The organism is Paenibacillus violae (assembly GCF_032461945.1).
Lineage (GTDB): Bacteria > Bacillota > Bacilli > Paenibacillales > NBRC-103111 > Paenibacillus_E > Paenibacillus_E violae.
Genome location: NZ_JAWCUD010000001.1, coordinates 171704 through 194887, shown reverse-complemented (window position 1 = coordinate 194887; position 23184 = coordinate 171704). Strand labels below are relative to the sequence as shown.

The 23184-nt window shown below is 47.7% G+C and carries 14 protein-coding genes; 2 read left to right on the top strand and 12 right to left on the bottom strand.

The features are described from left to right. The first annotated feature begins 12 nt into the window (after positions 1-12). Together RQP52_RS00725 and RQP52_RS00720 are read left to right on the top strand one after the other, a co-directional pair. The gene (locus RQP52_RS00725) at positions 13-1950 is read left to right on the top strand and encodes a fibronectin type III domain-containing protein (protein WP_315948828.1); all 1938 of its coding nucleotides are present in this window, start codon (positions 13-15) and stop codon (positions 1948-1950) included. Between the two features lie 16 nt (positions 1951-1966). Beyond that, positions 1967-4591, top strand: coding sequence for an Ig-like domain-containing protein (locus tag RQP52_RS00720; RefSeq protein ID WP_315948827.1), 2625 nt, complete (start codon positions 1967-1969; stop codon positions 4589-4591). Between the two features lie 416 nt (positions 4592-5007). On the opposite strand, the gene RQP52_RS00715 is transcribed toward RQP52_RS00720, so the two are convergent. From RQP52_RS00715 to RQP52_RS00660, 12 genes are all read right to left on the bottom strand, one after another. Next, a complete protein-coding gene (locus RQP52_RS00715; protein WP_315948825.1) occupies positions 5008-7140 on the bottom strand; it encodes a hypothetical protein in 2133 nt (710 codons plus the stop codon). 47 nt (positions 7141-7187) lie between these two features. After that, positions 7188-9110 carry an ABC transporter ATP-binding protein gene (locus RQP52_RS00710; protein ID WP_315948823.1) on the bottom strand — a complete coding sequence of 641 codons (1923 nt, stop codon included), beginning with the start codon at positions 9108-9110 and terminating at the stop codon, positions 7188-7190. Between the two features lie 32 nt (positions 9111-9142). Further along, entirely contained in the window at positions 9143-10501 is a 1359-nt protein-coding gene (locus tag RQP52_RS00705; protein ID WP_315948822.1) for a four-carbon acid sugar kinase family protein, read from the bottom strand. 37 nt (positions 10502-10538) lie between these two features. Continuing rightward, a complete protein-coding gene (locus RQP52_RS00700; RefSeq protein WP_315948821.1) occupies positions 10539-11798 on the bottom strand; it encodes a ribulose-bisphosphate carboxylase large subunit family protein in 1260 nt (419 codons plus the stop codon). Beyond that, entirely contained in the window at positions 11792-12466 is a 675-nt protein-coding gene (locus tag RQP52_RS00695; protein WP_315948819.1) for an aspartate/glutamate racemase family protein, read from the bottom strand. Before RQP52_RS00695 ends, RQP52_RS00700 begins: the two co-directional genes overlap by 7 nt. Positions 12467-12479: 13 nt before the next feature. Further along, on the bottom strand, positions 12480-14471 hold the full coding sequence (locus RQP52_RS00690; protein ID WP_315948818.1) for an alpha/beta hydrolase family protein: 1992 nt from the start codon (positions 14469-14471) through the stop codon (positions 12480-12482). Beyond that, positions 14464-15789, bottom strand: a complete 1326-nt coding sequence (locus RQP52_RS00685; protein WP_315948817.1) for a Gfo/Idh/MocA family protein — start codon at positions 15787-15789, stop codon at positions 14464-14466. Before RQP52_RS00685 ends, RQP52_RS00690 begins: the two co-directional genes overlap by 8 nt. Before the next feature lie 147 nt (positions 15790-15936). Continuing rightward, the gene (locus RQP52_RS00680; RefSeq protein WP_315948816.1) at positions 15937-19215 is read right to left on the bottom strand and encodes an S-layer homology domain-containing protein; all 3279 of its coding nucleotides are present in this window, start codon (positions 19213-19215) and stop codon (positions 15937-15939) included. Between the two features lie 491 nt (positions 19216-19706). Further along, positions 19707-20024, bottom strand: a complete 318-nt coding sequence (locus RQP52_RS00675; protein WP_127449195.1) for a MocE family 2Fe-2S type ferredoxin — start codon at positions 20022-20024, stop codon at positions 19707-19709. Next, positions 20021-21115 carry a fatty acid desaturase family protein gene (locus RQP52_RS00670; RefSeq protein WP_315948814.1) on the bottom strand — a complete coding sequence of 365 codons (1095 nt, stop codon included), beginning with the start codon at positions 21113-21115 and terminating at the stop codon, positions 20021-20023. Before RQP52_RS00670 ends, RQP52_RS00675 begins: the two co-directional genes overlap by 4 nt. A gap of 28 nt (positions 21116-21143) precedes the next feature. After that, a complete protein-coding gene (locus RQP52_RS00665) occupies positions 21144-22046 on the bottom strand; it encodes a sugar phosphate isomerase/epimerase family protein (RefSeq protein WP_315948813.1) in 903 nt (300 codons plus the stop codon). 27 nt (positions 22047-22073) lie between these two features. After that, positions 22074-23174, bottom strand: coding sequence for a Gfo/Idh/MocA family protein (locus tag RQP52_RS00660; protein WP_315948812.1), 1101 nt, complete (start codon positions 23172-23174; stop codon positions 22074-22076). Positions 23175-23184 lie beyond the last annotated feature (10 nt).

Sequence of the window (23184 nt, the reverse complement as noted above, 5' to 3'; positions counted from 1 at the left end):
GGAGGTGTTATTTTGAATAAGAAGTTTAGGCCGATGATACTCCGCCTCACACTTGCATTTCTGTTAGTCAGCGGGGTTTACGGAACCACTTTTGATACAAAAGCGATGGCGGCAGAAACACCCGTTAGCGATGGATGGCAAGTGCTCGTTGACGATAACTTTGAAAACAACTCACTTGGCACAAAAGCAGAAGATCAAGGCTATGTTGTATACAAGCCTATGCTTGAGGAAGGGAACGCAGGCGGCCTTAAAGGTGACGCTTATGTAGCCAAAGCTCCCGGTAAAGCAGGCAACAGCCTCTATGTTTACGATGACCATAATTCCGTCAGCAAGGTTGTCTATCGCAACACGACGAGAATCGTCAAAACGTTTGATAAGCAGGAAGGTGTGGTCGTAGCTGAGGTTACCTTCATGCAGCCCGGGCCGCAGCGCGAAAAAGCGAAAGTTCTGAATCTATTAAGCAGCAACGGCGACTATATCGCCAGAATCACAGCAGATCCTTCACAGGCAAAGTTCGTCTTCGATGCCAAAACGGGTCCGGACAACATGTATCCGTATGAGCCGAATCGTTGGTATAACATCAAGGTTGTTGTCGATATCGTCAATGATCAAGTCATGGTATATGTGGATGGTAACCTGTGTTTCTCCAAGCAACCTACGGTCGAGGTTCGGAGCGCCGGTACCACGACGAGTGAGAAAATAAAGCAAAACATCGCCATGATTGAATTGCTTACAGCTGGCGAATCACCTAATCCGATTAACTCTTTCTACGTATCCCGAATCAAGGTCTCTGCGAAACCGCCTGCCGCCACGCCAGAAGCTCCCGTTGGACTTACGGCCTATCCAAGGGATAAAGAAATCTACGTAGAATGGGCACCATCGGCAAGCGCCAGATCGAATAATGTCTACGTGGCGACCAAACCTGACGCTGCTGATTCGGAGTATGTGAAGGTCATGGACAAATATAATAAAAAGTTTGTGCCGAGCGATTACGTCTCTATCACAAAGCTTGGGACATCCTCCACCAGCCCGCTGCTTGAGAACGGGAAAACGTATTATGTGAAAATTACCCAAAACACAAGGCTGCTGTCCAAAGGCACCGACACGGAAGTAGAGAGTCCTCTCTCCTTGTCGCAAGCCGTTGCTGTTACGCCTAATCCGAGAAAAGCATTGGATTCCGCTACTACTAGTATTATCCAAAACGTGTACGTCAACGATACCAAAAACATGTCTGGATGGTCCGTGCAAAGCGATCTCGCCGTAGGCAGTACGCCTTATGGCGATTCACAGAGCACCATAACCAAACTCTCTTCCAATTACACAGGAATCGATTGGATTCGCACGTCGAATGCATCGGGTTCTTATACAGCAAGCGATGTGCTCACCACTTTTACTGTAACGAATGATGCGGATGTTTTTGTCGCTGTAAGCCGCGAAACGATGGAAGCCAACTTGGCTTGGTTGTCAACCTGGACCAAAACAGCGGATACCATCGAGCTTGACGGAGGCGCCAAGGTATTCGATTTGTACAAGAAAAGCTTTGCGACCAATTCGCAGGTTACTCTGAACAAAATCGCGCAATCCGATAGCAACGGCTATTTTATCCTCGTGAGAGGACGTTCTATCCAGTTGAACTCTTTTGAGTTCATAGATTGGAACGGCAACAAGCTATCCGCATTAACGCCGGGAATGAACGCAACGGCCAAAGTCGAGGTCACGAATAACACCGCCGAGGAACGATCCTTTGTTGTAATCTGTGCATTGTACGACGCCAATCAGCGTTTGGTTACTTATACGTCCGCATCTGTAACGGCACACGCCGGGCAAAAACGGACGTTAAACACCGGATTCAAGGTTCCACAGACCCTATCCGGCTATCACGCCAAAGCTTTTATCTGGGACAGCTTTATAACCATGAAACCATTGTCGAACAGTATATCGATTCCGTAGGCACGAGGAGGCAACAATGAAAAAGATAATTGCTATGTTATCATTCCTGTTTATTGTAGCAAGTCTAGTCCCTTCGCTTGCGGCGGCGGCAGAACCTATTCCGGCCTTTCCTGGAGCAGAAGGCGCCGCTATGTATATAACAGGGGGACGCGGAGGGGACGTTTACGAGGTCACCAGTCTTGATGATTACACGTCTTCAGAGACCCCGATTCCCGGAACGCTGCGCTATGGGCTTGCCAAAGTTGCGAACAGCAATGCCAAATCGACAGTCATTGTTTTTCGGGTTTCCGGCACCATTCATTTGAAGGAGAAAATTAAAACCAATGTCTACAATTTGACGATTGCCGGGCAGACCGCGCCTGGAGACGGCATCGCCATCGGCAATTATTCGGTATCTTTGGGCGGATCCAATATCATCATCCGTTATCTTCGCTTCCGCGGAGGTTTTGCCGAGCTGGACGACACCTTTTCACCCAACGCTCCGAAAATGATGATTGATCATTGTTCTTTTAGCTGGAGCACGGACGAGGTCCTTTCATCCAAAGATAAGAGCAGCATCACCGTGCAATGGTCGATCATCAGCGATTCTCTGAACATGTCCATTCATGACAAAGGCGCCCATGGGTACGGCGGTATATGGGGCGGCACCAATATGACGTTTCACCATAATTTAATTGCCAACAACAATAGTCGAAATCCTCGATTAGACCGTGATTTTAGACTTGAAAAAGACGCACCTCTGCTGTTCGACTTGAGGAACAACGTCTTTTATAACTGGGGTGCCAACAGCGGATATGGCGGTGAAAATGCGACTGGCGTCAACGTCGTAAACAACTACTATAAAGCGGGTCCTGCTACCTTTGATGATGTGAAAAACCGGGTGTTCAATCCTTGGTCCGAGCAGCCGGGAAACTACTATATTGAGGGCAACTATATAGACGGCTATCCGGAGATCAGTTCAAATAACTGGGCCGGCGGCGTTCAACCCGAGTATGGCTTAGTAACTGTCAATCGCCTGCAAAGCCCGGTACCTATTACTTATAAAAATACCGATGGCACCACTGTCGATACTTCTGTGACAACGGACTCGGCAACGGACACTTACGACAAAGTCCTAGAACACGCAGGAGCCATTTTACCAAAAAGAGATTCTCTCGATGCGCGTATCGTGAACGATGTAAGAAACGGCTTGGGGAAATTCGCCAATACCCCGGATGGGGACGGAGGGTTTCCGGCATTAACGGAGACGGCTTTGTCAGCCGATTATGACAGCGATCACGATGGCATCCCCAACCTTTGGGAAGAAGCAAATGGTCTAGATGCTAATAACACAGCTGATGGTAAAGCGGATAGCGGTGATGGTTTTACCTATTTGGAGAAATATTTAAACTCGCTGCTTGGCAATGGATCCAACAATCCAACTGTAGCGATCACCAGTCCTTCTATGAATGCGATGCTGCAAGCGAATCAAGATATTGTCATTGATGCTACAGCCTCTGACAGTGATGGCACCGTAGCCAAGGTTGAATTCTCCTTCTACGATACGCAAGCGATGAAATTAGTCCCGTTAGGAACGGTTACATCCGCGCCTTATTCGTATACATGGACAAACGCTCCGGAAGGAACTCATTATTTGTATGCCAAGGCAACTGACAATTCAGGCACTCAAACCCTTTCAAGCATGGTGGTTATTCATGTCAACGGATCAAGTGGAATTGGCGCCTGGACATCCGCAGATATTGGCAGCGTAACAATACCAGGAACTTCAAGTGTATCAGGGGATGAGAGCAGTTCTTTCATCGTAAAAGGTACCGGCAAAATTGGCGCAACGAGCGATGGCATCCAATCGAAAGATGCGTTTCAATACACATACCGTGACATTTCAGGCGACATGGAGTTAAGCTCTACGATTAACTTCCAGAATCCTTCTGAGTACGATAATGGCGTAAAATCAGGGCTTATGATCCGTCAGGATCTGACGGCAGATTCTCCTTTTGCCATGATCACGGTGATGAAGGAAGAATATTACGGGACACGGATCCATTTTATGAGCAGATCAGCCCGAGGGGATTTGGTTGTAACCACTGCGAAGCCAAATGTAGAATTGCCTGCACTCTTGAAAATTTCCAGATATGGGAATGAAGTCAAAGGTTTGATTTCCATTGACGGTGGAGCTAACTGGGAGGTGGTCGGTTCTGTCACGCTAGATCTGCCGGACCATGCTTACATCGGGATGGCCGTCGATGCGACGAAAAGTACGAACAATTTTAATTACTACAATTCGTCCCTGTTTAAGAATACGAAGCTGCGTACAGATAACATCACAGGAGATGTCTTCACCACCGGGAATTTGCAGCTGAACGAGAATGACGGTGATCCTTCGGTCAGTGTGCAATTTAGCAATCGTTCGGAGCTTGATAAAAATGGCGTACTCGTCATCGCGCTCTATGATGCTGACGGCAGTATCGTTAACTATTCTTATACAAGCGACTTGGTCGAAGGTCAAGGGATAAGAACGCTAACGGCAAACTTCCAGCTGCCCGAAGATGCCGCCGGTTATAAGCTGAAGGCTTTTGTATGGGATCAGCTTGCCAACAAGCAAGTGATTTCTAATGTTGCTGAGCTGGCTTTGACGCAGTAATAAAGATCTTGTAGGCTCCTGATGTTGAGAATGATGGATGACACGTCGTTCTTAACGTTAGGAGCTTTTTATATGCCGTCAATTCCAAAGCGACTGCTATCATTTAGCTAATTGACTGAAATAGATGCGAAAACTACCGTTATTTTGCGAAGTTCGAGGGCAGGGAGTGAATTAGCGGTAGTAGCTCCAGTTAAATTGTCGGTATCAGGAGGATTTTGGGATAATCAGTGAGATTAGCTGTATTATTTCCAGTTATTTGGTAAAAAAACAGGTCGTTTGCAATTAATAGCTGGAGGAATCGGCGTTAAATTGTGCTGCGGAGGTGCTATGGAGGCTAGGGTGGTCTCATGGTAAAGTAGCTAAAACTAAAGCCCGACGGAGTTTGCTCCGTCAGGCTTTGATCATTGAACAGAGTATCACTCCGAAGTGACGAACCAATCATTTTTCATGGTCCCCAACAACCGTCGATGGCCTTGAAACTCTTCGTAAATGTTAAAATCGTACGTTTTAAGGAAGGACAATTTGTAGAGCAAATCTCCGTTGGCCAAACTGATTTTGAAGTCCTTATGCTTACCAACTTTCAGCTTGGATTGCGGCGTCTCTGGCGTTTCATTGGCGCGGGGCTCAAAACTGCTTAAATCCGCCGACCATTCAATCGCCCTCAAGCCGTTCGTGTCGTTAATCTGAAAGACGATTTTACGTCCTTCCGTATTTACGCTCGTACTCATATCTTTGACAATCTCATAGTTGAACTTCAAGGATAGTTCATTATTATTCAGTGCCGTGCTGAAATGATCGATGGAGAGCGTATACGGCGCAAGGGATACCCCCTTCAGTGGTGTCCCTACTTCCGTCTTCTCTTGCGGGAGCCAGAAGTCAAATGGTTTCACATACATGTCAGCATCGCCTGAGTCTTCGCTATCATCATCGTCGTCATCAGTTGCAGGTTCTTCCGTTAGCAGTTTGCCGTCTTTAACGGCCTCCCCGAGCAGTAGATTCATCCCACTCTTATCAACGCCCTTCGGAAGCATGCTTGAAACGATGAGCAGTGCTTTCCCTCCGGGACCCACTTTCTCTTCAACATCCAGCACATTGGCCGGGTAAACGGTTCCGTTTGCTGCTCGAAAGCTGGCAACCAGCTTCGCCAAGTTCGTAAATCTTTTCTCCTGATTCTCAATCAGCACCCGCACGGTATATTGTTCCGTGGATTGCGCTTGATAGCTCACAACGTTTTCAATGGAAAATTTGGATTGATAGCCCGCATCGGTCAATTCAAAAGAAGAAGCCGCATCAAGGATCGGGACATGCAAGAGGTCAGCCTGCGACTCAAAATCCAACACGTCGATGATTTTCCCATCGGACGTTTTTTCCTGCAGCACGAGCTCTATGTTTGAAAATGCATACGTATATGGCACTTTAGCCGCCATCTGCATGCCGACAGAGCTGTCTTTCGGAAGGCCGAGCACTTTTGCCGGGATGATGACTTTCGCCTCTGCCTTCACTTTGCCATCCAACAAGAAGTAACCGGACAACTGTGGAATTGGCAGCGAATCCGAACCTTTATTCATCAACGTGAAATCCGCAGTCAAAATGTCCGTGTCTTCCCAAGGCAGCCGATACATGCCGTTCATCCTTGTCGTGTACAACCCATTTTCGTCCGTAAACGCAACTTCCTCGCCTGAACTTCTCACTTCTTGCTCCGATTTTTTCGGCAGCTCCAAGTCAGCGATTGGCACATTCAACTTCAAATCGGACACGTATTGTGTTACAACGATCTGCCAGCCTTCAGTTGAAACGTTTGCCGGGACACTCCCCGTAAGCGTAATCTCCTTCGTTTCCTGCGAGTTGATGAGGAGGTCGGTTAATCCTTTTGCTAGTAACGGATACGTATATCCCTCCAACGTGCGTACGCTAAACTGATAGTCGGGTACGGTCACACTGTATTTTCCCAAATTTTTCAGTTTCAGTGTTACGTTAGGCAAGCTGTTTTTTTCATTTTTTCCAAGGTTAAAATCGGAAAGTGCAGCTTCCATGATCGTTCCTGACATCTTAATCTCTTGAGAACCTCCTGCAGGTGCCACTTGTGTAAAATCATCAGGCACTGAAATTTCGCCAAGCTGTCGCTCGAATGGACTACGGGAGAAATCCCATTTCCCGAATCGAAATTTCAAATCATGCAAAGAGGTTGCCTCATTAACCAGGGCATAGTAGGAAAACTCTTGCGAAGATCCTGCTGCAATTTTCGTTTTTTCTTTGTCTTGTGGCATGATTTTGGCGATGAATAGGTCACCGTCCTTATCTAGCAAGCGTATCCAATAATCAGTTAGAGATAGGCTCTCTGAGCTTTTGTTTGAAATATGCAGATTGAACGTAACGATATTCCCGTTGTGATCGGAGAGAAGTTTCAACTGCTTGATCTCAGCATAAGCATTACCGCCAAGCGGGATTCGCTCGAATGCAGCACTGGCCTCGTCTGAATCGTCACCGTCTGCGAATGCGGATACCGGCAGGAACATCAGGCTAATGAAAACGACTATCGCAAAAGCCATGAAGATGGGGAAACGTTTACAAATTCTAGTCATCGGCAGTTTCCTTTCTACGCTTCGTGTTTCAATGCATCCAAGCCGATCAGCTCATCCGGCCGCATCGCCTTTAACTGCTTTTCATATAATTCACGATATAACCCGTGTTGCGCTAGCAGTACCTGATGTTTCCCTCTTTCAACGATCCGTCCCCGATCAATTACAAGAATTTGATCGGCTCTGACGACTGTTGCCAGCCGGTGAGCGATGACAAACGTCGTACGTCCCTGCATTAATCGCTCCAGCGCTTCTGTGACCAGATGTTCAGATTCTGCATCCAATGCCGACGTGGCCTCATCCAAAATTAAGATGCGAGGACTCTTGAGCAGCGCTCGCGCAATTGCGATACGTTGTTTTTGTCCGCCTGACAGCCTGACGCCGCGTTCTCCGATCATGGTTTCATATCCGAGCTCCCACTCTTCGATGAATTCATGCGCATTCGCAGCTTGTGCAGCAGCGATAATTTGCTCTTTAGCAGCTTTCGGATTGCCATAAGCAATATTTTCATAAACGGTTCCGGAAAACAGAATATTGTCCTGAAGCACAAGCGCCATGTGGCTGCGCAGGTCATGCAGATCATAATTTCGTAAATCAACCCCGTCCAGCAAAACGGATCCTTCATCCGGGTCATAAAAGCGAAGCAGCAAATTAATAATGGTAGACTTGCCTGCGCCACTTGGGCCGACAAGCGCAATCACATCCCCGCTGCAAGCTTTAAAGCTTATTCCTTTAAGCGCTGCCCTCGTCTCCAAAACCATCAGGGGCGGATCCGGTCTCATTTTCGGCGGAATCCAATAAAACCGTTTGGCAGGTCTTTGGCGTTCGACCAGATCTTTATCCTTCTGATCGACTTCCACTTGCTGCTTTTCCGGCCTTTCAATCACATAATCGAAACCGACTTGATCAAACTGGATGTCGCCTTTACACGTTTTCAGCGGCAGGGGATTGTCATTGTTCTGAATTTCAGGTTCAATATCGAACACTTCAAAAATTCGTTCCACGTTGGCAAGTGAATTCTGAATCGTCACATTCACATCAGAAAAACGCTGAATTGGGCCATACATTTGGGATAAATAAGCCTGGAAGGCGATTAATTCCCCTACCGACATGTTGCCTCGAATGACCATCGTCCCCCCAACGAACCAAATGATCAGCCCGCCGAAATCTTGAAAAGTTTGACTAATGCGGCCAAGCGTATTGGATAAAAATTGCGCCGTCATTGCGTAGCCAAAGTGAGCCGAAGCTTGCTTCTTGAATCGGTTCAACTCCATGCGTTCCCGGCTAAAGGCCTGCACAACCTTCATCCCGGCAATACGCTCGACAAGCACGCCTGACATTCGTTCCATCTGCCGATGTACAGAGCGCCATGCGTAGCGAATATGCACATTAATGTTCGTAAACGTTAAATAATAGACGGGAAGCAGCCATAGAGACAACAACGCAAGTTTCCAATCCATATGAAACAGCATAAATCCAGCGAACAGCACCAGAAAGAAGTCAATCGCCAGATTAATGACGCCTGAGCCGACCAGATTCTGGGCGCCGTTCACATCGTTCAGTATTCTGGAGACGATACTTCCGACCTGACGGCTGTCGTAAAACCGCTGAGAAAGCTTTTGCATATGCTCATATAGCTGAAAGCGGATATCGATGACCATAGAATTTCCCATTTTGGCCATCACCCATTGACGCACATAATTGACCGCTGTTCCGAAAACGTAAACGCCTCCCAGTACTCCAATCACCTTCGCCAATGTCCATGAGCTTTCTTTACGCGGAAGTACTTCGTCAATCAGAACTTTGGTCATCCAAGGCACCGTCATGGGGACGACAAATTGCAGAATACCGAGCCCAACAATGGTAATAATCATGTAACGGTACGGTTTTAGAAACTTAAAATAACGTCGTATGAGATGGGATTTTGTGTCCTTCTGCATATGAAACCTTCTTTCTTTCCGTGGATCGGCAGTCAAGATGACCCGTGAAGCACCCGATCGAAGAAATCCGGTGGCCCAACTTGACCGCCTTTCAAAACGATTTCTAAACCGTCCATCCATTTATCTTGCGAAAGTGCCCGACAAAGCGGCCCTCCCGGAACAACAGGAGCTATCATTTCTAGCGCATACAGATTCATTCGTTTTACGGCAAAACCTGATGTGTCCCCTCCAGCCAAAACAACTCTTCGGACTCCTGTAGACTGTATCAGCGCTCTCGCCATTTCACCTAATTGTCCGCCGATTCGCTCACCGCTTACCGCCTGGTTGTGCCCGCTCCTTCGCATCAGATGTTGAGTCTCCAGGATAGACGCGTCATTCGGACCCAGCGCAGTATACAAAATAACGTTCTTGCCAGCCCGGAGCAAGCGCTCCGCTTCGCTAAGCAGCATGGCCTGAGCTGATTTCGCTTCCGAATCCTCTTCGAAAAAAAGAGGCGCTGGCACGCGAATACCCGCATAGCCGTGCGCCATTGCCCATTCGATTTGCGCACAAGTCGCTGGAGAACAACTGCCTGATACGACAAGGAGCCGATCCGCAGGCTCTGCTGTCCTCCGCTCAGACACTGCGGGCAGCGTTCCTCGCTGCTGCCAATGGGAGACTAGCGCGTATTCCACCCCTGAAGAACCAATGACGAATACCGGTTCATTCTCGCTCTCTTCCGTAAATAATTCACCGATTTTGGTAAGATGATCGTCCGTTAACACATCGAACAGCAAAACTTCGGGTGCTTGATCGAGCTTCTCATTTAAACACTCTCTCAGCATCGTTCCATGATGCTCCAAATCCAAAACACTCATCAGACCGATCGTGCAAGACGTCTGCTTAGCCAAATGCACCCGAAGGTCCGCTTCCTTCATCGGCGTAACGGGGTGCTGCATCATGTTGGGATGCCGATCCAAACGCAGCATTTCCTTTTCTTTCCCGGCAAAATGGTTTCCAAACACCGTATACCGCTTTAACGCGGGCGAGCCTGCGAGAAGAGGCGTGAACCGTTGTTTTGGAAATACACGCCGTCCGATGTCAATAACCTTTCCTATGCTGCCCGTTAAGGGGGAGGAGTCGAAGGTGGAACAAATTTTGTAATGCACGATTGGCGCTTGAAATGCCTTTAGGGCAGTAAGTGCGGGGTGAAGCGTATTCTCCATCTCTTCCGGACTCATCGTCCGGCTTACGCCCGCCACGCCAAACCCGTCATACTGGCTGAATTTCTCATGCCAAGTGGATACGTCTGGCATATCCATAAATAAAATCATTCGCAAACCGCCGATCGTGAGCGCCTCTAACACATCCGTGGAACCTGTGAAGTCATCGCCGTAATAACAGATTCGCATTCGTTATCCTCTCCCTTCCACCCCATCGAGGCTGACATTAACTGAATGCTGCTAAAGCCTGCTTCAATTCAGGATGTTTATCGGCATGCAAATGCAGAGGAATCCCCTCTAAGGCCGCCTCCCACCCTTGCACGAGACTGCGAAATCCTGCTCCAGGCCCGTCCGGATGCCCATGAATACCGCCGCCTGCAATATTCATCAGATCGACGGTGCCCAGCGTACGGTACGTTTCCGGCGCCGCCCCCGCCCATTGCTTGGATGACAGCACGGGAAGCACAGTGTCCGATGGATCAAACATCGACGTCATACAAGCACGCACGCTATCTACGACGGATGCATTGTCTTCATAGAATTTGTTGTTGAGCCCATTCACATGAAGATGATCTACGCCAGCCAGACGGCACAATTTTTGGTAAGCTGCAAAAGACATGCCCAGATACGGGTAACGTGACATCATCCCCCATTGGTTTCGGTGTCCGTGTATGCATACGGGGGCATTTTTTCTCAGATGCACAAGCCCGGCAAATCCAATGCTATTGATGCTGACCATCACGCAGTTTCCTCCGGCTTTCACGACGTTTTCAAGATGACGCATCATAGGATCGATATCATCGGTAATATTAAAAGCGTACATCGTCTTTTTACCTGTGCGGTCCGCAGCACGTTCTATTTCTTCCATAACAACCTTGATGCGCTCGGCAATCGGGGCATACGGCGGGTTCCCATGCACCTCGTCGTCCTTAATAAAATCAATGCCGGACAAGGCTAATTCACGCACGATCAACCGCAGCTGTTCCGTCGCCAATCCGATGTTGGGCTTAATGATCGTTCCGATGATCGGCCGTCCATGCACACCGGTGATTTCCCTCGTACCGGAAATACCGAACTGCGGGCCTTCATACCGATCTTGGAACGACAATGGCAATTCCAGATCAAGCAGCCGAAGCCCCGACAGCTCTTCCAACTCATACAGATTTCCTGCAACAGTCGCAAGCAAGTTCGGAATTGAAGGTCCAATGTTCGCATAAGGGAATGCAATCTTCACAATGCCGCGTCGGAATTCGCCTTTGCTGCCCGAAGGCACTTTAGCGCCCGGTAGTGATGGAAAAGGCGAGCTTTCCAACTCTTGGATGGATAAAATCTGCGCGCGATGCTTTTGCTTCAAACTGTCCGTTTCATTCGGCAGCGGGAGAAACGTCCCCGTAGACTGCTCGCTGACGATAATTTCACAAGCCTTCTCTAAGGAAAATGCGGTTTCGAGCCAATAAGTGGCAATAACTTGGTCGTTCTTCAACATGGATATTTCCCCTGTCTTTCCAATTCGGCGCGTACAGCCATAATGCCTAGACGTGGGCTAGCATACACAGGCAGTCCGGTTTCGTCACTTAACGCTTTTTCCATTCTCGCCATGGATCCCTGAGCCAGCACGAGTACATCCGCCTTTTTGGCTACTGATTTGGCCGCTTCATAGATCAAACGATCATGTTCCTCAGGCTGGCCGGAAATTAATGCTTGATAAGCGCCTACCGCCAAGGCGTCAACGACACTGACATTGCGGTTTTGAAGATCTGCTTCTCTTTGCAACAATTGCCTGGTCGGGTCGAGTGTAGTAGGCAATGTAGCCAGCACACCAATTTGATTAAAGTTTTTGGTAACCTGACGTGCCATGTCATCATCGATTTTAACGATCGGAATATTGAACAATGATCGTACCCGGTCCGCTGCTTCACCTACCGATGAGCAGGTATTGAGGATGAGATCAGCGCCGATATCTTCGGCGTGTCGATAATACTGAACCAAGCGGCGAACTACCGCAGTAGTGACTCCACCCGCCTGAATCACATCGGCAATCATACTGTCGTCGATAATGTTGACGAGGCGGCAGCCCGGCAATTCCTCCCGAAACAGCGGCCCAATACGTTTCGATAGCCCTTGACCCGTGTAAACAGCAACAACTGTAGCCATGTCTTCTCCTCCTTTAGCTTGCGGTGTTCTTCCTATACTTAATGGCTGTTCCCAATCTGCCTTCTTGCTCGAGCCAATTGTCTGCATCCGGGATATCGAAATAGTGGAGCATTCCTGGAAGTATGAAACTTAAAGAATCATTCTCATCATAAAATGGTTCCCTAATCCACTCCGCAAGACTGCTCATTCGGTCTTCCAGACATACACGTTGGACGCGTGAGTCGAGCAAAGCTGCTAACTCCGCGTAGATGGCATACTTCCCGCAGCCGTAAAGTTCGATATCATCAGCATCGATATTTTTCAACGTTCCTGCCAGTTCAATGGCTCTCAATACATCGTATGTTCGTACGGCTGCCATACTATCGCCAAGCCACATTAACTCATCTGTGTAGCGGTCCATCATGCCGAAACGTTTGTAAGGTCTCTCCTCTGGCGAGTTTACGTGCGGCAAAAGCGAGCCGATGCCCACTGGATTGAGCACCATGGCAATACGTCCGGAAGCGCAGGTCTCCTCAATCCATTTGGCATGCGCATTCAGTTGTTTGGTCCCGCCGTCCCAGACAGCAATGGTAACCGGCAGCTTGCGGCCCGCCGCTTCAGCCGGGAAAAATTGCAAAGCATTATTCAGCAAGCCTCGTTGGCTCCACCATACCGTCCTGAGCGCCCACAGATTCTCCACCTCACCGCCTCCGGAAAGACGCGGATTCAGATCACATGGCTTGCGATTGAAGTAAACGGCATTTCGCAGCCACTTCAACGCTTTCTTTTTGCGCAGATCTTCCGACAGCTCATTGCGCGCTTTCTCCAGCTGTGCCAATCGTTCGTTGTTTTCGTCGTGTGTATTGCGGGCACTCGGATATTCACCGATCACTTGCCCGCTCTGCGTGCAATGAAGCTGATCAGCAGGCAGCAATTGAATAACATCATCCTGCGGAGTAACCTTACGGCCCAACAGTTGTTCAGAAAAGAACTCTGCTGCCGCACGGGCCAGCGGGATCGAAAAGCGATGCGCATTTTCATCTTCAAAAATATCCAGCAGCCCCCCTTTGTCATACATGTCCCAGAATCTTCTGTTAACCGCTACGTTATGACGTGGAGCTTCAATCGGGACGGAATCATATGTTGTAGCGAGAACACGCACAGGGCGAGGCGCCATCGCCAGCACGATGTCTTCGTGATCAAAGCCAAGCGCTGAGAAGCCAGGCCATTTCTGTTCGGCATCTTGCGCTTTGCCGGTCAGGAGAAAATACGGCCTGTTCATGATGAATCCGCCTGGGGCTGCAGCAGCGATGCGCTCGTCGGCCATCATTAGCAGCGATGTTTGAGTACCGCCGCCCGAGTGCCCCGTTACTCCGATCCTTTGCGGGTCCACTTCTTTTCTTGTGCACAAATAGTCAATAGCCCGGATGGCATCGTGAAGCATATAACGCGCTAAGCTGTCTCCTACCGGCATGCATTGCCGGCCTACATTTTCATGCTCCGTTACGCTCGTCATTGGCGCTTGCCCTGTTTCAGGATTATAGAAGCCGAAGCGCTCCCCTTGACCTACCGGATCAAGGGACAATACGATCAGACCCGCATGCACCAAATAGTGACATACCGTCTGATATTCATCGCAGTGTTTGGCTTGCTCGCGATGACCGCACAGCAAAAGGACAGCGCCACGTGGCTCGGTTACCCCATCTGGTAGATATAGATTTGCCGTAGCATAAACGAGCGGTCTGGCTTCAAAAATCACTTTCTCTACATGAAAGCCATTCCCTGAGACTCTTCCTGTTATTTGAGGGTTTAGCGGTGTGTCCGAAGCAGGCAGCCCACCGATACAAGTGAGGATGCCTTCACGGATTTCCTTCTGGCGCTGCATGAGATCGGCTTTATTTGCGATCGATCCACGCGCAAGCTCGCCCCTCTCCGCTGCACGCATAGCGGATTCGTAAATCCACCTTGGCAGCTGGCTTTTCACATCAAAATGGGCGATTTGAACATTTTCAAACTTTTCAAACACGATGAGAACCTCCTCCTCTTGACACTTCTGCCAGCTCTGACTCGACCAACAGATCGGATAAACGTATAGGTTGATTGGCAGCCGCAGATTTCCAAACGGCTTCGCCTGTAAGCACTGCAAGCGCCCCTGCTTCTGCACCTGCCATAATGTCATAATGACGCTGCGGATCAGGTCCCAGGAATAAATCCTCCAAAATAAGCGGATCACCACCGCCATGCCCGCCGGCTTTCGGTACAACGTGTATCGTTTCTTTGCCTCCGAACAGCGGGAAGTAGTCGATCGTTTGCTCAGGCACATGGAAAGCAGCCCGCCCGGACATGATTTCCTTTGTTTCAATTCTGCCTTTTGTCCCATTAATAGCCAAACGATAGCCCTCGTACGGAACCGAGAAATTGACGGAATAGCTTAACATAGCGCCTTTATCGTACTTAACAACAGCTGCGTACGTATCCTCAATATCAATTTCACCATCGAAAATGCACCCGTCAGGACGGTAACCTGTAAAGTTGTCAGGCTTAATATCAACCGCATTCACATGGTCGTCCGGCGGTACAACCTCTTTGCTCCGTGATGACCAACGCATGAAATACGCACAGGAGGGTTTGACTCTGCACGTCCCGCAGTGTCTGCCGTCTTCCTTCACGGGGTTGAATTCCCCGTCAGGTCCAAAATAGTTCAGCGCTCCATATGCGAACGCTTCCAATGGTTTCTGGCCGATCCACCAGTTCACAAGATCAAAATGGTGTGTGCTCTTATGCACCGACAACCCGCCGGAGTTGCTGCGTTTGCGGTTCCATCTTTTAAAATAACTTGCACCATGATACGTATCAATGTACCAATTCAAATCAACCGAAGTCACCCGGCCGATTCTGCCTTCCAGAATCAGTTCCTTAATTCTTGTATGAATCGGAGAATACCGATAATTAAAAGTGACGTGAAGTTTTCCCTTACTGTTATGCTGAGCATCCAAAACCCGCTTGCAATCAGCGCCGGTCGTCACCATCGGTTTCTCCGAGATGACATCCAGATGGTGCTGCAAGCCCCCTACGATATAATCCGCATGGGTGTAATCCACTCCTGCAACGATGACAGCGTCAGGATTCGTTTCTTGAATCATCTGCTCGAATTGAGCCGGAGCATATACCGGTGTCCCTGCCAGCACCGGAAATTTCTTAAAGCAATTCGCAAAGCGGCTTGGGTCCGCATCCAGCAAGCCGACAATCTCGCAATGCTGATGGAACGTCTCCAGCATTGGACGAATAAACATGCCGTTTGCCCTCGTACTCACGCCGCAAATCACGTATTTTTTCTTCGCCATGATGTTATCCCTCCTTGCTTCTACTGTTAAGTATACAAAGTTGCGAATGGCAAACCATTAGTGAAAACGACTGTCATTATAGGTCAATCCTGTCTGGGGAAAAAAACGTCCCTGCCGGTTATCCGACAGGGACTGTGCTTATAATTTTTATTTCATGATAATTGTATATTTAACCATTTGCGTTCCTCCTACAAGATACATGGTAAATTGTTGGATGTTGTTTTTCATCAGATCTTTACCTTTTCTAGTGTAAGACAACTTAAAATCAGGATTAATCGTAACTACATCTTGATACTTCGTATCTGTTTCCGTGTAAATAATATCTCCCACGAACATTTGCAAACCAAGAAGATCATTAAATGAACTGAACTGATCTTGCTTAGTAGGAGCTGTCGCACAATCTCCTGCTTTATTACCTTTACATACATTTGTAAATGTTCCATAACCGTTAGTACTAACTTGGATTTGCCCCATCAAGTTACCATCCCAAAGTAAAAGATCATTTAATGGCATAGTCATACTACCTTCAAGCGGAAAACCCTTGCCGTCGTCGCCATAAGTAACTTGGGTAATCGTTCTTGAAGAACCCGAGACAGCTAATTTTGTTGGTACCATAGAATCGATATTTGAGCCTAATGATGCAGCCAATGTTTGAACTCCGCGAGGAGTATCGATGTAAAATGTAAAGTTAATTTTCCCGGTGTCAAGACCCATAATCGCACTCTTCGTTGGGCTATACGCGATTGCCCTTGGATTATCCGATGTAAAGGCCCTAATTGGAACCTTTAGCCCTGTTACAACCCCACCGCTATCCTTAACTAAAACACTAATAGGTTTACTTAACGGCAAATAATTGTTAAACAAATATGTCGCGTCAGTAACACTTTCAAGTTTACCGCTATCTTTTAATATTCTTCCGATCGCCAAAAGATCTCCACCGGATCCCATATCGAGACCATAGGTTAAATTAGCACTCACAGGGTCAGTGACATCTACTGTAACCGAGTCTGAACCAACAGCCAACTGGCTTGTTCCATTTAATTCAGTTTGAAATAACGTAGCTGTCAACCTGTAACTTCCCTTTTTTACAGCGTCTGGCGCGAAAGCAAATTGCTGATTGAATACTTTCCCAATATCAAGCAAAGCAGTAGGTGTAGCATCGGAGAGCTTTGTTGGTCCTGTTATCTCTTTGACTGCCCCTGTTTCTCCGCTGAGTTTTTCCAGCTTCATCTCAACCTTGAAATCATCCCGAGTTGTTTTATATTCTTCACCAAACTGATCGTAAATTTTGAAGATAGCCTTCGTCGAAGGTGATACACCATTTAACAGCAAAAAGTTCCTAGAGGAGTTGCCCTCATCAACTTTAATCGTGTTTGGTTTGCGAGCCGAGTCAATCATAAGAGGAAGGGTCACTGTTTGATTTAACCCATTTATTTGAACATGAATTGTTGCCGGTCCGGCGGACAAAACTTGTTTAACGTGAATACTACCGTTAAGATCAATATTTACGTTTCTAGTTTGGTTTGTTTTAGGATCCGTACGTGTAGCTGGACTGGCTTCCAATTTGAGGCCACCAGTAGCATATACTGAAATTTTCCCAGTTGTTTCTAAAGCGGCAATCTCAGTTGAAGTCAGCTCCTGATTCGCCGAATCAAGGATCTTAAGACTAATTGATTTATCTAAATCACCTTCCGTCAATGGTGTGACAATCGGTCCAATGACGACTGTATAAGCAGATTTCGGCGTGTAAACGGTGATTTTCTGAGATACCTGTTCGTCTTTAAACAATAAATTCAATGTCACTTCTTTGCTGCTGTCTAAATCCGATTTAGCTGCCAATTGCAATTCTGGATAACCATCATTATCAAAATCAACGAAATCGTTAGGGTTATCCATTCTAAAAACGTCTCCAATAGCACCGGTAAAGGTCTTAAATAAGCCCATTTTCAAAATTTTTGGGTCTACTATTCTAGTGCCGTACTGATCGTAAGCTTTAAAGGTAAGATACGCTCTTCCCCCAGCTTGAAAACTCAGTTGCCCGGCAGGAAGTTTTAAATTGTTTTTTTCGTCACCCAAATCAACCTTCTGAACTTGCGGCATATCGCCAACTGTAAACGTTTTATTAATATTGAGGTAACCGCTCTTCTCCAATAAATAAACTGCAAATATATCCCCTGGCCTCAATTCACTTAAATCAAGGATAATAGCATTGCTGTCGGCCAAGATGGTCGATGTGATACGTTTTTGGGAGTTTACATAGACATTCACATTACTTCCTGACAACTTCATTGGTTCGCCATATTGGTTAGTAGCCTTATATTCAATAAGTGCTTTTGACCAAGGAAGCTTCTCAGTAGTTGTAACGATTTCAATCTTTGCAGCGCGTTCATTCTCCGGCATGAAAGTCATCGTTCCGTTAGCAACATCCACACCACTTAAGATAACTTGATATTGTGCAAATTCTAAATCATCACTCATTTCAAGCGTTGCTATCGTACTGTCATCGGACCATGAGGTGGTGGGTTCAAATTTAACGGGCTTATTGTCCGAATCTAAATAACCCATTTTCGTCACATTCAGAACAGCCTTATTGCTGTCAACTTCACGATTCAGCCTTACAGTTAGCTTATTTTTTCCGATTATTTTCACTTCCGCAATCGAAGCTTTAGCAGGCTTAGCCGTTGTCAGATGAAGCTGCAGCGCTGCATAAGAAGCAAGTGCCAGTGTTTTTCGAGTCACGTTAACGTTGCCGCCGAATTTGCCACCTGTCTGATTGGTCATAAGCTTTTGCTGCAGTGCATAGGTGACATAGCTTTTATAATTCGCGTCCACCGTCTCGTCTTTACTAGGAGCTGCCGCTTTCGCCTTATCATCCAAGCCCAGTCCTTTGATCAGCAGCATGGCGAGCTCTTGGCGGGTCACGACCGCTGTCGGATTGAATTTGTTATCAACCACATCGTAGGTCAGATTGGCATTCTTTAGTGCTTCAATATAGATCCGAGATGCATCATTCGTTTGGACGTCTGTGAAACTTGATCCCTTAGACATGTTGTCCATGGTCAATCCCAAAACGAGTGTTGCTGTTTTTGCTAACTGAGCTCGATTGATGGTATCATCCACACCAAAAGTATCGGCAGATGACTTCTCAATCGCGTCCATTTTTAAAAGAGCGCTGATTTTTTTCTTGTCATCCTTCGAAAGACTTTTCAAATCACTGAGCTGGTCAGCTAAATAAGTGTCGGCAGTTACGCTTGAAGAAGGAGCTGCTGGTTTCGTTGCCGCTGGTTTTGTTGTTGATTTTGGTGCTGGTGCCGCCGTCGTTGTGGTTGACGTTTTTGGTGCAGCAGCTTCTTCTGCACTGACTAAAGGGGCAAAACAGTAACATAGCAGCATAAATGATAGTATCAGAGCAAGTTCTTTCCTCATTTCGTGCACCTCCCTATAAAGATGATACCCCATTATAAAACGCTTACATTATGTGTAAAACAAAACTAATGCCTCAAAGTAATCAGCCCCGCTCTCATTCGCTCATTTTCTTGCATGGACTAACTTTATTACAAAAACGCGAACGGATTATGGGGTCTTTTATGCATTTTTATAGGTTATTTTATTCATCCTGCTGATGATCGTCGATTTTCGCACCATTTCATGGCCGATAGCGGCTCGTGAGTCCGTTAGGTATTTAAACCAGCCCAAAAGCAGCAGATAGAGGTATCTGGGCCCGTTAGCTGGCGACAAGTGTGCAAAGAGGTAAACTAAGCAAATATAGGCGCCTGAGTCCGTTAGCGGACGGCTAGTGCTTCAAGAGGCTAGCTAGCCGCACAGCAGTCACCCAACCGTCTGCCAGTGCTCGCAAAAAAACCTGACAAAGTTTCCTTCGTCAGGGTTCATCAAGCGGTCGAGCTTGAAGTTCATGCTCAAATTTGAATAAATACTTTTCCCGCTTCTATTTTCACAGGATACGTCTGCAAATCCACACACGCAGGCACACGTTTCGCGACACCCGTGGGGATGTCAAAACGGCCATTATGCTTAGGGCACTCAATTTGATTGCCCATGACTAAACCATTGGACAAATGAAATTTGCCATGGGTGCAAAAACCATCCGATGCATAGTAGTCGCCCTTCTCCGTGCGATAAATTGCAAACGTCCGATCCTGATGATCGAAACGGATAACATCTTCAATCTCCACTTCGTCTGCAGGGCAGGCTTCAATCCATTCTCCGAGACTCATCCTAATTCGCTCCTTTCTTTTAAAACATGAGCAGGCCCGTACATATAAGGGCGCGCCGTTTTAGGCAGCGGTTTCACCACAACGTAAGCAGGATCTTGCTTCTGCTTTCTTAGAGCCCCAACAACCTCTTTCAGAGCTGCCCATAGACTTGGCCTAGCTGCCGGACAATCGGATTTCATTTCTTCATGCAGCTTTGGCAGCGCATGGTAAGGGACCATCGGAAACATATGGTGCTCCGTATGATAGTTCATGTTCCAATAGAGAAAACGGAAAATCGGATTCATATATACCGTCCGGGTGTTTAACCGATGGTCGAGCACATCTTCATAGAGACCTAGATGCTGCGTGACACCAAACAGCAGCACTACGATTCCGCCGTAAAACGAAGGCAGAAACACAAACATTGCCGGCAACAGGCTGCCAGTGAACAGGCATGCTGCCAAAACAGCAATAATAATAAGCATATAAATCCGCGCCTCACGGAATGTTTTCCGGTGCTGGGAGGAGGGAATATATACATTCTCCTGCTCATCCAGCTTACCGAACGTATGCAGAAAAAAACGTTTGATCTCGATAGGCCCGCCATACAGATGAAAAACTTGCATAATGAGGATTTTCCAAATCGGCGGCCGTTCGGTAATAATTTCCGGATCACGTCCAACGATGATCGTGTCCGTATGATGGCGGGCATGGCTCCACCGCCAGGGCGTGGCGGACCTCAACACAAGAAAGGAAGCAAATTGATAGACGACCTCGTTCATCCAAGGAGTCTTGAATGCCGTTCCATGGCCGCACTCGTGCCATCTGGAATCGCCAGGTGTCGCATAGAGAATGCCATAAGCGAGAAAGGCGGGAATAGCCCACCAGGTTCCCCACGACAAATAGGCGAGATATCCCAAAATGAAAAGTCCGCCAATCCAAATGATCGTGTCCCGTATGGCCGGGCCATCCTTCCGTTTCATTAATTCTTTCATCCGCTGACGAGGGATCGGGCATGTATACCATTCCGCCTCCGCCAGCCCGAGCTCGATTGCCCGTTTATTCTCAGCTCCAGTTATGCTGTAGTCCCTTTTTTTCTTTTTTACAGACATGTCAAGTCACTCCCTCTCCCCTTACCTATTAACCGCCGATTGCTTTCAGCTTGTCGTCAAGGAACTTTTTCGCGCGCGGGATATCCTGCTCATCCAGATGCTCGATAATAATGGGAATATTCGGGTGGAGCTTAGACAGCTTTTGCAAATATAAGTCATAATTCAGAATCCCCAGTCCGGGAGCTGGAAGCTCAACGGCGCCTGCCCCTCGGAAGGTGTGCGATTCGACGGCGTCGATTTCCGCATGTTTCTCCGACAAGTCTTCCGCAGGCTTGCAGTCCTTGGCATGGGCAATTTTTATTTTATCCCCGAGCGTGTGGAAAATGCGGTTCAGCGTCTCGTCGACGTGGCCAATGTTGCTGTCCGTGAAATAGTTCGTCGGGTCCATCAGCAGGCCAAGACCTGGATGATTCACATCGGAAAATAAACGAGTTAGCGCGTCAACGGACCCGATTACGTTATTGACGTAATTTTCCACAAGGAATACCGAACCATGGTCATAAGCAAATTTAGCTAACGATTCGATTTGACGGCACGTCTCTTCGTAAGCTTCTTCCGAGCCATTTTTCGGGTCCCACACCCAATCGCTTTCCGTGTTGTAAGTCCCCGTTTCACTGATGACGTACGGCGTCCCCAAATCGCGGGCAAATTTCAGCAAAGTCTGCAGGCCGAACAAGTTTTGTTCGCGTTTCTTCGGGTCAGGGTGAATGATGTTCGTATAACCGGAAATGCAGACGATCGGCAAATTGGCATCACGGAAGGCATCGCGAATCCGGTGGCATTTTTCCTTGGTAAGCGATTCGTAGGCAAGGTCCATGTCTTTGAAGGACAAATCCAGTTGAACACAGGAAAATCCGTCCCTTTTCATGCGGGAAATGGATTCCTCTAAGGAATACGGATAGTACCCGTTAAAAATACCGACTGAGATCATTAGAAATTTCCTCCTCGAAAATCTATTTTATTGAAATGAAGTTGTTACTTCAGAAAATAAAACTGTCCTGCCTTCAGCAATTGACTTGTAACAAGCGTCAACCGCCGCCATGGACTTCAAGTTGTCTCGTCCGCCGATTTCCGGCTCGCTGTCTGTCTCTACAGCCCGCAGCAGCTGGGCCATCGTACCTTGGAAGGCATCCGGAAACCAGACTTCTTCCCACGTCGGCCGGAACCACTGATTCGGCGCTTGCCTTGTTGTAAATGCCAATGTGCTCGGTGATCTCTCCGGATAAACGGGCCACCCGATCGTGCCCTGCGCCATGCCGTTCAGTCCCTCAACCCGCCACTTAATAGAAATGTCCTTTTCAGTCCCTTCTCCAGGCCATGCCCAGACGTCATCGAGACTGGTTGCCATTAACTCGTTCGCATACTGGAACGTATATTGTGATATCCCGTCTATATGGGGAAATTTGGTTCGAGGATCGCTGCGCGTAACAGCTGTAACTTTCACTGGATCGCCGAACAAATACCTGAACACATCAATATGATGAATCCCCATATTCAGAATCTCAAGGTGCTCATACTTATGCAGAAAATCCTGCCAATGCGGAATCGCGCGCATGTCTATTGACGCGAGCACAGGCTCTCCCAGATATCCCCGGTCAAGAATGGTCTTAAGGGCACGCATCGATTGGTCGTACCGCATGTTGGAATTGACGGCGATTTTGATCCCCGCATTCTCGCACAGGTCCACGATTTCCTTAGCTTCCTTAGAGTTCATCGCCAACGGTTTTTGGCACAAAATGCCCTTGATATGCTTCATCTTCACTGCGAGACGAACAACCTCAAGCTGCCGGTCAGGAGGAAAAGCAATATCCAGAATCTCGATATCTTCATCCTGAACGAGCTCCTCCCACGTCCTGTGCACGGTCTTGATGTTCCGCAATTGTGCAACGGCTTTGGCGTTATCGTAGGTTCGCGATGCGATCGCCACCGGATTGAAACCGGCATCGCGGTAAGCCACAAGATGGCAGTCTCGCATAATGAACCCGGAACCGATGCAGCCGATACGGAAATCTTTGCGTGCCGGCCATTCCGGCTTTATATTCAAGTCTAAGTTAACCAAACGCGACGCC